This window comes from Mesorhizobium sp. M7A.F.Ca.US.014.04.1.1, from assembly GCF_003998745.1.
Lineage (GTDB): Bacteria > Pseudomonadota > Alphaproteobacteria > Rhizobiales > Rhizobiaceae > Mesorhizobium > Mesorhizobium ciceri.
In genome coordinates, this window is record NZ_RZRW01000167.1 from 1 (window position 1) to 10,471 (window position 10,471).

6 protein-coding genes are annotated in these 10,471 nt (G+C 63.7%); 1 reads left to right on the top strand and 5 read right to left on the bottom strand.

The features are described 5' to 3' along the window. The 5 genes from EOA22_RS13680 to EOA22_RS13700 all read right to left on the bottom strand — a co-directional run. On the bottom strand, positions 1-1,830 hold a 1,830-nt coding region (locus tag EOA22_RS13680; protein WP_127390026.1), incomplete at its 3' end, for a 3-hydroxyacyl-CoA dehydrogenase NAD-binding domain-containing protein. Between the two features lie 14 nt (positions 1,831-1,844). Next, entirely contained in the window at positions 1,845-3,053 is a 1,209-nt protein-coding gene (locus tag EOA22_RS13685) for an acetyl-CoA C-acetyltransferase (RefSeq protein ID WP_127390027.1), read from the bottom strand. A 33-nt stretch (positions 3,054-3,086) separates the two neighbouring features. Continuing rightward, positions 3,087-4,259: an acyl-CoA dehydrogenase family protein gene (locus tag EOA22_RS13690; RefSeq protein ID WP_082826644.1), complete on the bottom strand. Its 1,173-nt coding sequence runs from the start codon at positions 4,257-4,259 to the stop codon at positions 3,087-3,089. Positions 4,260-4,305: 46 nt separating this feature from the next. Then, positions 4,306-6,096, bottom strand: coding sequence for an acyl-CoA dehydrogenase (locus tag EOA22_RS13695; protein ID WP_013533660.1), 1,791 nt, complete (start codon positions 6,094-6,096; stop codon positions 4,306-4,308). A 307-nt stretch (positions 6,097-6,403) separates the two neighbouring features. Beyond that, positions 6,404-6,862: a MerR family DNA-binding transcriptional regulator gene (locus tag EOA22_RS13700; RefSeq protein WP_013533661.1), complete on the bottom strand. Its 459-nt coding sequence runs from the start codon at positions 6,860-6,862 to the stop codon at positions 6,404-6,406. A gap of 455 nt (positions 6,863-7,317) precedes the next feature. Here EOA22_RS13700 and EOA22_RS13705 point away from each other — a divergent pair. Next, a partial coding sequence (locus EOA22_RS13705; RefSeq protein WP_127390028.1) for a peptidoglycan-binding protein occupies positions 7,318-10,471 on the top strand: 3,154 nt, incomplete at its 3' end.

Below are 10,471 nucleotides of genomic sequence, written 5' to 3' on the forward strand. Positions count from 1 at the left end.
GGGCTTTGCCGGATAATCGTAAAACCCCTTGCCGTTCTTGCGGCCGAAGCGGCCGTGATCGTCGACCATGGTGTTGATCAGCGCCATCTGCTTGGGATCGACCGCCTTGTCGCCCAAATCCCTGATGGTCTGCTTCATGATCTTCTGGGCAAGGTCGATGGCCGTTTCGTCGGTCAGTGCCAGGGGGCCGACCGGCATGCCGGCTGCCTTCGCCGCGTTCTCGATCATCGGCGCGGGCACACCTTCGATCAGCATCTTGTAGGCTTCCGACATGTAGCGCAGCACGCAGCGGTTGACGTAGAAGCCGCGCGTGTCGTTGACGACGATCGGCGTCTTCTTGATGGCGCGAACGAAGTCGATCGCGGTGGCCAGCGCCTTGTCGCCGGTCTTCTTGCCCAAAATGATCTCGACCAGCATCATCTTGTCGACCGGCGAGAAGAAATGGATGCCGATGAAATTCTTCGGCCGCGCCGAATTCTTGGCCAGCGACGAGATCGGGATGGTGGAGGTGTTCGACGCGAAGATCGCCGATGGCTTCAACACGGCTTCCGCCTGTTCGGTGGCGCTCTTCTTGACGCCCGAATCCTCGAACACCGCCTCGACCACCAGATCGCAGCCGGCAAGGTCGGCGTAGTCCGCCGTCGGCGTGATCAGCGACAGCAGTTTGTCCTTGTCCTCCGGCTTGGCGCGGCCCTTCTTGACCTGATCCGAGACCAGGCTGTCGGAATGCGCCTTGCCCTTGGCGGCCGACTCCAGATCACGGTCGAGCAGCACCACCGGGATGCCGGCCTTGGCGGTGACATAGGCGATGCCGGCGCCCATGAAGCCGGCGCCGAGAATGCCGATCTTCTTGAACTTGGTTTCGGGCACGCCGGCCGGGCGGCGGGCGCCCTTGTTCAGTTCCTGCAGCGACACAAACAGCGAGCGGATCATCGCCGCCGCTTCCCTGGTCTGCATGATCTCGGTGAAATAGCGCTGCTCGATGCGCAAGGCGGTGTCGAATGGCACCAGCAGGCCTTCATAGACGCATTTGAGGATCGCGGCGGCGGCCGGATAGTTGCCATAGGTCTCGCGGCGCAGGATGGCGATGGCCGGCGGCCACAGATTGAAACCGGCCGGCGAATAGATCTGGCCGCCGGGCAGCTTGAAACCTTTCTCGTCCCATGGCGCCACCGGCTTCAGGCCATTCCTGATCATCGCCTTGGCGGTCTCGACCAACCTTGTCGGCTCGGCGATCTCATGGATCAGGCCCATCGACTTGGCCTTCTGCGGCGACAGCGTCTGGCCGGAGGTCAGCATCTGCAACGCCTGCTGCTGATCGGTCAGCCGCGGCACGCGCTGGGTGCCGCCGGCGCCCGGGAAGATGCCGATCTTCACCTCGGGAAGCGCCATCTTCACCTTGTCGCTATCGGCGGCGACACGGCCGTGGCAGGCGAGCGACAATTCGAAGGCGCCGCCCATGCAGGTGCCGTTGATCGCCGACACCCACGGCTTTCCTGATGTTTCCAGCTTGCGGAACAGGCCGGTCATCATGCCGGCATTGTCGAACAGCGCCTTGGTCGCCTTTTCGGCGTCCTTGCCCTTTTCCGCGGCGAAGGTCGTCAGCATCTTCTGCAGCAAAGAGATATCTGCACCGCCGGAGAAGGTATCCTTGCCGGAGGTGATCACGGCGCCCTTGATGGCGGCGTCACCAGCCACCTTGTCGACAATGGCGTTCAATTCCCGCATCGCCTCTTCGGTGAAGACGTTCATCGCACGGCCGGGCATGTCCCAGGTGACCAGCGCAATGCCGTCGGCGTCGGTGTCGAGGGCGAAATTGGTGTAGCTCATCGTTTCTCTCCCCGTCAGACGCGTTCGATGATGGTTGCGGTGCCCATGCCGGCGCCGATGCACAGCGTCACCAGAGCGGTGTTGAGATCGCGCCGCTCGAGTTCGTCCAGCACCGTGCCGAAGATCATCGCGCCGGTGGCGCCGAGCGGATGACCCATGGCGATGGCACCGCCATTGACGTTGATCTTGTCATGCGGAATGTCGAAAGCCTGCATGTAGCGCAGCACCACCGAAGCGAAGGCTTCGTTGAGCTCGAACAGGTCGATGTCCGAGAGCTTCATCTTGGCGCGCTTCAACAGCTTCTCGGTGACGTCGACCGGACCGGTCAGCATCAGCACAGGCTCGGAGCCGATGTTGGCGAAGGTGCGGATACGCGCGCGGGGCTTCAGCCCCATCGCCTTGCCGGCCTTCTTCGAACCGAGCAGCACGGCCGCCGCACCATCGACGATGCCGGACGAATTGCCGGCATGATGGACGTGGTTGACCTCTTCCACTTCGGGATGCTTCTGCACCGCGACCGCATCGAAGCCGCCCATTTCGCCGGGCATGACGAAGGACGGGTTGAGCGAGGCCAGCGACTGCATGTCGGTCGACGGGCGCATATGCTCGTCATGGTCGAGGATGGTCAGGCCGTTCTGGTCCTTGATCGGAATGACGGATTTCTTGAAGCGGCCATCCGCCCAGGATTTGGCGGCGCGCTTCTGGCTCTCGACCGCATAGGCGTCGACGTCGTCTCTGCTGAAGCCGTATTTGGTGGCGATCAGGTCGGCCGAGATGCCTTGCGGCACGAACCAGCCGGGCAGGCCGACCGAAGGATCCATGAACCAGGCACCGCCCGAGGCGCCCATGCCGACGCGCGACATCGATTCGACACCGCCGGCAATGACGATCTCGTCCGCTCCCTGCGCGATCTTGGCGGCACCGAAATTGATGGCGTCGAGCCCGTAAGCGCAGAAGCGTGAGATCTGCATGCCGGGCGCCTTGGTGTCGTAGCCGGCCTCGAAGGCGGCGGCGCGCGGAATGACCGAACCCGCCTCGCCGACCGGATCGACGCAGCCGAAGATGATGTCGTCGACGTTTGCAGTGTCCAGCCCATTGCGGTCGCGCAGCGCCTCGAGCGTCTTGGCGGCAAGCCGCACCGCCGGCACCTCGTGCAGCGATCCGTCTTTCTTGCCCTTGCCACGCGGTGTGCGCACGGCGTCATAGACATAAGCTTCAGCCATTTGCTTGCTCCTTGGGTTTGCCTGATGTCGCCTTCAGAGAGAGCGTCCGATCAGCAATTTCATGATCTCGTTGGTGCCGCCGTAGATGCGCTGGACGCGGGCGTCGCGGAACATGCGGGCGATCGGGTATTCATTCATGTAGCCATAGCCGCCATGCAGTTGAAGGCATTCGTCGACGACTTTTCCCTGCAGGTCGCTGAGCCAGTACTTGGCCATCGACGCTGTCACGGGATCGAGGCCGCCCGCGATGTGGCGGGCGACGCAATCATTGTAGAAGACGCGGCCGATGGTGGCCTCGGTCTTGAGTTCGGCCAGCTTGAACTGGGTGTTCTGGAAATCGATGATCGCCTTGCCGAACGCCTTGCGCTCCTTGACGTAGTCGATGGTCAGCGCCAGCGCCCGCTCGATCATGGCGATGGCGCCCGTGCCGATCTGCAGCCGCTCCTGCGGCAGTTGCTGCATCAACTGGACGAAGCCCTGCCCTTCCTCGTGGCCGAGCAAATTGGAGGTCGGCACGCGCATGTCGTTGAAGAACAGCTCCGACGTGTCGTTGGCCTTGAGCCCGATCTTGTCGAGGTTACGGCCGCGCTGGAAACCTTCGACCTCGTCGGTCTCGACGACGATCAGCGAGGTGCCCTTGGCGCCCTTCTCCGGATCGGTCTTGGTGACGACGATGATGAAGTTCGCAAGCTGGCCGTTGGTGATGAAGGTCTTGGAACCATTGATCTTGTAGTGGTTGCCATCCTTCTGCGCCCGCGTCTTGACGCCCTGCAGATCGGAACCGGCGCCGGGCTCGGTCATGGCGATGGCGCCGATCAGCTCGCCGGTCGCCAGCTTCGGCAGCCATTTCTTTTTCTGCTCCTCGGAGCCGTAGTGGAGGATATAAGGGGCGACGATCGAATTGTGCAGGCCGATGCCGAACCCGTCGACGCCGACATGGCCAATGGCCTCGATGATGGCGCTCTCATGCGCGAAGGTGCCGCCGGAGCCGCCATATTCCTCCGGCATAGAAGCGCAGAGCAGGCCGGCGGAACCTGCCTTCAGCCAGCTTTCGCGATCGACCATCTCGTTCTTCTCGAACTCGTCGTAGCGCGGCGCGATCTCCTCCGACATGAAGCGATGCGCCATGTCGTAGAGCATGCCGACCTCGTCCGCCGCCCAGGCGGGCTTCGGCAAAGAGAGCACTTCGGCGGGATTTGTCGCCACGATTTCCTCCGCGTATCGACAGACAGAAAGGCCAGTGAAGTCGAGCTTAGAACGCTTCCGCCGGCAGTGCCATCAATGTGTCAGCGCCGCTCGAAATGCGGGCGAGATGCGCCGATGTCTCCGGCATGATCCGCTCCATGAAGAAGCGCCCCGTCACGATCTTGTTGTCGTAGAAGGATTGCGCGCCATTGGCGTCCGTCTTGCCAAGTGCCACCTTGGCCATCTGCGCCCACATATAGCCCAGAGCGACCAGGCCGAAGAGATGCATGTAGTCGGTCGAGGCGGCACCCGCATTGTCGGGCTTGGCCATGCCGTTCTGCACCAGCCACATGGTCGCTGCCTGCAAATCGTTGAGACCTTTCTTCAACGCCTTGGTGAACGGCGCCATCTTCTCGTTAGCGCGGTTCTCCTCGCAGAATTCGCCAACCTCCTTGAAGAAGGCCTGCACGGCGCGGCCGCCATGCAAACCAAGCTTGCGGCCGACGAGGTCGAGCGCCTGGATGCCATTGGCGCCTTCATAGATCATAGCGATGCGGGCATCGCGCACGAACTGGCTCATGCCGTGCTCTTCGATATAACCGTGACCGCCGAACACCTGCTGCGCCATGACGGCGTGGTCGAACCCTTTGTCGGTGAGCACGCCCTTGACCACCGGTGTCATCAGGCCGGTGTAGTCGTCGGCGGCCTGGCGATCCTTGTCGTCGCCGGAGCGGTGGGCGATGTCGGACTTGATCGCCGTCCACAGCGCCAGCGCGCGGCCGGCCTCGTTGAAGGCTTTCATGGTCATCAGGCTGCGGCGGATGTCGGGATGGACGATGATCGGATCGGCCTTCTTGTCCGGCGCCTTCGGCCCAGACAATGAGCGGCCCTGCAAACGGTCCTTGGCGTAGCCGACAGCGTTCTGATAGGCGATCTCCGACAGCGACAACCCCTGCAGGCCGACACCGAGGCGCGCCTCGTTCATCATCGTGAACATCGCCTTCAGGCCGCCATTGGGCTCGCCGAGCAGCGTGCCCTCAGCCTCGTCATAGTTCATGACGCAGGTCGAATTGCCGTGGATGCCCATCTTCTCCTCGATCGAGCCGCAGGAGACGGTGTTCCTGTTGCCCGGATTGCCCGACGGGTCGAGCTTGAGCTTCGGCACGATGAACAGCGAGATGCCCTTGACGCCTTCCGGCGCACCCTCGATGCGGGCCAGCACCAGATGGACGATGTTGTCCGACATGTCGTGTTCGCCGGCCGAGATGAAGATCTTCTGGCCTGAAATCTTATAGGTGCCATCGCCGTTCGGCACCGCTTTGGTCCGCAACAGGCCGAGATCCGTGCCGCAATGCGGCTCGGTCAGGTTCATGGTGCCGGTCCAGGCACCCTCGATCATCCTCGGCAACCATGTCGCCTTCTGCTCGTCGGTGCCGTGGGTGATGATTGCCGCGATCGCGCCCTGCGTCAGGCCCGGATACATCATCAAGGACATATTGGCCGAGACCATATATTCGGCGACGGCGGTGTGCACGGCATAGGGCAGGCCCTGGCCGCCGAACTCGACGGGTGCGGCCAATCCCATCCAGCCGCCCTCGCGGTACTGGTCGAAGGCCTCCCTGAAGCCTTTCGGCGTGGTCACCGAGCCATCGTCGTGACGCACACAGCCTTCCATGTCGCCGACACGGTTCAGCGGATGCATGACGTTTTCGGCGAGCTTGGCGCCTTCGGCGAGGATCGCCTCGAGCACATCGGGCGTGGCGTCGGCAAATCCGGGAAGGTTCGAATAACGCTGGTAACCCAGAACCTCGTTGAGCACGAACAGCGTATCCTGGACCGGAGCCCTGTATGTCGGCATGCTTTTTCTCCACCCTGCAAACCCGGTCCGAATGCCCCGAAGACAAGCCAGGGCGGCATGCGGACCCATATTGGGAGCGGGATAGCAAAAATTGACGTTTGCGTAAACGTCAATTTTCTCGATGCGACAAGATTCCCCGCCCCCTGGAGCAATGAGCGTAGCGGCGCGACGTTGCGCAAGCCAGCGCCGAAAGGCCATAAGAGTGGGCCAGGACAACGAAAAGCCGCGTGGCAGGCCACGCGGCTAGACAGAACTCGGACAATCAGCAGACGACTTGGTGTCTGGCGCAATTCCTGACGGAATTGCTTCAGCTGGCGGCGCTCGCCTGCGGCGCCGAACGCTCGCTCAGCATCTGGCGCACCGCCGACATCGAGCCGCTGAGCTCGTTGATGGCGTCGTCGATCAGCGCCCGTTGCTTCTGCAGGCGGGCAAGCTGCTTTTCCGACTTGTCCAGCGCAAGCTTGAGCTGCTTGGTGTTTGAACCGGTGGGATCGTAGAGATCCATCATCTGCTTGACGTCGCGCAGCGAGAATCCGACCTTGCGGCCAAGCAGGATCAGCTTGAGGCGGGCCTTGTCGCGGCGCGTGTAGAGACGGGTCGAACCGTCGCGCTGCGGGTTGAGCAGGCCCTTGTCTTCGTAGAAACGCAGCGTGCGCAGCGTCACTCCATATTTCTTCGCCATCTCGCCGATGCGGACGAGGTCCTCGCCGGCTTCGGCAGACATATTGGTATTGGCCGCGGTCTCGCCGGCCGAGATAAGCTTCATGGTCACTGGCTTTCCCCGTCTGGTGGCGTCGCGGTCCTGGACCGTGCGTCGCCTGACTGGAAGCGGGGGCCTGCTTCCAGTCGTGGTTTCAACAAACAAATCGCAAACATGCGCTCAATGCGCCTTTTACGTTTACGTCAATTCTATACCGATTGCCGCAGGATGACGCAAGGGCGTTCTGCGCCCCGCCCTTTATGCCGCACCGTCAGGCCAGCAGCCAACATCCTTTCGATTTCTTAAGTTTGGTTAACGCGTTGTTTACCACGTTGGGGGAAATGTGGGCGCGTCGGCTACCCGTGTTTATCCTGTATCGAATTTTTCACGGTTTTTCGGAGCGCGGGCGAGAGCCCGGGAAGCTCGTCTTCCGCCGCGGCATCGCCGCCGGTCGCCTTCGTTCCGATAGGGACCTGGGGGAACTGGCCGCGAGCCAGCCATTCTGAAAGACGGACGCACCGATGAACAGCAAGCGGTCCTATCTCGATACACTCAATGCCGGCAGGCAGCGCAGGCCGCAGACCACGCTCGATCAGTTGAACCAGTCGCTGGAGACACTGGAGCAGCGGCTGGAGCGGACGCGCGAGGATCCGATGGCACGTCCCGAACTCCGCCAACCCGATCCCCGCCAATATGGTGCCGATGCGCGCTACCCCGCCGCCCGGCCCTCTGGCCAGCAGCGCTGGTATGAGGACCCGCAGCCCGCGTCGCGTCCGAAGAGCCCGATGCAGGGAGCCGCCGCTTTCGAGCAGAATTACCAGGCCATTGCCCGCGATATCGATCGCGTGCGCGGCCAGGAGGATGGCGTTGCCATGGTCGGCAAGATCGCCGGCGAATTGCGCGGCATGCGCGAGGAATTGCGCCACCAGATGACCGCAGGCCTGCAGCGGGAATTCGAAGCGCTGCGCAAGGACATCGAGCGGGCCTTCCAGTCAGGCGCAAGGCCCGGTGCTTCGGCCAAGGGCAGTGCTGAACTCGGCCTTGAGTTCGAGCGTCTTTCGGGCGCCATCCAGACCCTGGCCGAGAAGAGCGACGACAGAAGCGTCAACATGCTGCGCCTCGAGCTCGAACAGGTCAAAGCCGCACTCGAAACGCTGGCACGCGAAGAGAGCGTGCAGAAGGTCGACCGCCGCTGGGACGATTTCGATCGCCGCTGGACGGCGTTCGAAGACCGCCTCGACGCCGACCAGCGCAAGCGCTCGGACGACCCGGGCCTGTCTGCTCTCACCGCCCGGCTCGAGCAGATCAGCAATGCCGTCAACAATTTGCCGGAATCGTTGTCGCTGCGCTCGCTGGAGGAGAAGGTGCGGACGCTTGCCGGCGCTGTCGACCATTTCGCCAGCCAGCAAGACAATCGCGGCAGCGACACGCTTGGCATGATCGACGAGCGGCTGGACGAGATTTCCCGCGCCATCGTGGCATCGACGGTCGCCGCGCAAGCCAATTCATTCGACCACGAGGCTTTCGAGCGCATAGAGAGACGGATCGACTCGCTTGCCGGCCAGATCCAGGAAGTGGCGCAGGATCGTCCCGGCAACGCGGTCATGGACCGGTTGAGCACGCTGTCGGGCCGGGTCGACGAACTCGCCGGCCGCGCCAATCTGCCGGAGCAGGCGATGGAGCGCCTGGCCAAGCAGATCGCATTCATCGCCGACAAGATCGACCAGGCACCCGCCATGCCTGACGCCGACTACATCTTCCATGGGCTGGAGCAACGCTTCGACGTGCTGTCGAGCATGATGGAACGCCGCCAGGGTGACGCCATCGAACAGGGCAACATGCTGTTCCGCGATCTCGAGCGCAGGCTGGACGAGGTTGCTGACAGGCTCGACCAGCGCATGCCGCAGGTCGACAGCGTCGGCATCATGGAAGCCATCGATGCCCGCTTTACGGCGCTCGCCAAGCGCCTTGAAACGCGTGTGCCCGATCCCGCGGGCGAAGCGGCGATCCGCGGACTGGAGAGCCGGCTCGAAGACATTTCAAGCCGGCTGGACGCGTCGGCCGCACAGGTCGCCGGCATCGATCCGGCGCTGATCCGCAGCCTGGAAGCACAGGTTGCCGGCCTGTCGGCTCATCTTTCCAAGCCCAGCACCCCGCTGCCGGAATTCGAGGACATCAGCCCGCGTCTCAACGAAATTGAAAAGTCGCTCGCAGGAACCCGCGATTCCATTCTCGGCGCGGCGCGCGAAGCGGCCGAGAACGCAGTGCAATCGCTGGCCGGTTCGAGCGCCAATGCGACCGCGGTTTCCGGCCTCGCCCAGGATTTGAAGACGCTTGAAACACTGACGCGGCGCTCCGACGAACGCAATTCGAGAACGTTCGAGGCCATCCACGATACGTTGCTCAAGATCGTCGACCGGCTGGGTTCGCTCGAACCCGGCGAGCCGGTCGAGGCGATGAGCGAATTGCTGGATGCGGCACCGGCCGAGCCGAGCAACTGGCGCGGCGTGCGCCGACCCAAAATGGCCGTCGACGCGCCGTCGATGGATATCGATCAGCCCCTGCCATTGACTGGGGACATGGCAGATCTCGATGGCCGTGCCGCCGCCATCCTGCGCAATGAGCCGGGTGCACGCGGCGACCTGGGTATGCGTAGCGACCTCGGTATTGGTATTGGCACGCGCACGCCGGCCGAGGCTGCCGCGGCGGCGGCCATGGCCGCGCTCGGTTCGGACACGATCGCCGAGAAAGGCGGACAGGCCGGCGGCCGCAAATCGTTGTTCGGCGGGCTGGCCCGCGCCTTCAAGGGCAAGAAGGAGGCGGATATCCCGCCACTGGCCGGCTCAGCGCCGAGTGCCCCAATACCGAGCGTCGATCTCGACGAGCCGCTCGATCCGAAAATGGCCAACCGGCCGCTGGAGCCCGGCTCCGGCGCACCTGACCTCAATGCCATCATGAAGCGCGTGCGTGACGAGCGCGGCCAGCCGGCCAAGCCCAGCGACACCGATGCCGCGAAATCGGATTTCATCGCCGCTGCCCGGCGCGCGGCGCAGGCCGCGGCCGCCGAGGCCGATGCGCTGAAGCGCCAGTCGACGGTGACCGGACCGGTGAAGGCACTGCGGATCGGCGACCTGCTCAAGGCACGGCGCAAGCCGATCCTGATGGGGACAACCGCGATCCTGCTGGCGCTGGGCGCCCTGCAACTGGGCAAGGCCTTTTTCGCCGATCCGGCCCAGGTGGCGAGCAACGATGTCGTGCCGATCGTCGCCTCGCAGCCGATGCAAACCGCCTCGCTCGATGCCGCGAGCCAGCCAAAGACGGACGCGCAGCCCGCGGCAGTGGAAAGCGCGCCGGACCATGCCGGCAGACAGGCCGAGCCATCCGCACCGGCAACCAAGGACGACATGGCCGCGCAAAGCATGATTGCCACGCCGTCAGGCGCCGAGCCGTCGATGGGTGCCGCGCCGATCGCAGAACCGGTTCCCGCCCCCGTCGCCTTGGCTACATCGGCCGATGCAAACCCAGCGGCGTCCGAGACGACGACAGCTTCGGCTGCGCCGGCCTCGACCGTTCCGGTCGCCGCCGAACCTGCCGATACCGATACCGCCACCGGCATCCAGCCTATGGCGACAGAGCCGACCACCGCCAAGGACACCACGGGCGCGGTTCCGCCGG

What these genes read in the sequence shown, in the direction of transcription:
- EOA22_RS13685 (WP_127390027.1), bottom strand. Translation starts at nt 3,053, where the DNA reads ATGGCTGAAGCTTATGTCTATGACGCCGTGCGCACACCGCGTGGCAAG.
- EOA22_RS13695 (WP_013533660.1), bottom strand. Translation starts at nt 6,096, where the DNA reads ATGCCGACATACAGGGCTCCGGTCCAGGATACGCTGTTCGTGCTCAAC.
- EOA22_RS13700 (WP_013533661.1), bottom strand. Translation starts at nt 6,862, where the DNA reads ATGAAGCTTATCTCGGCCGGCGAGACCGCGGCCAATACCAATATGTCT.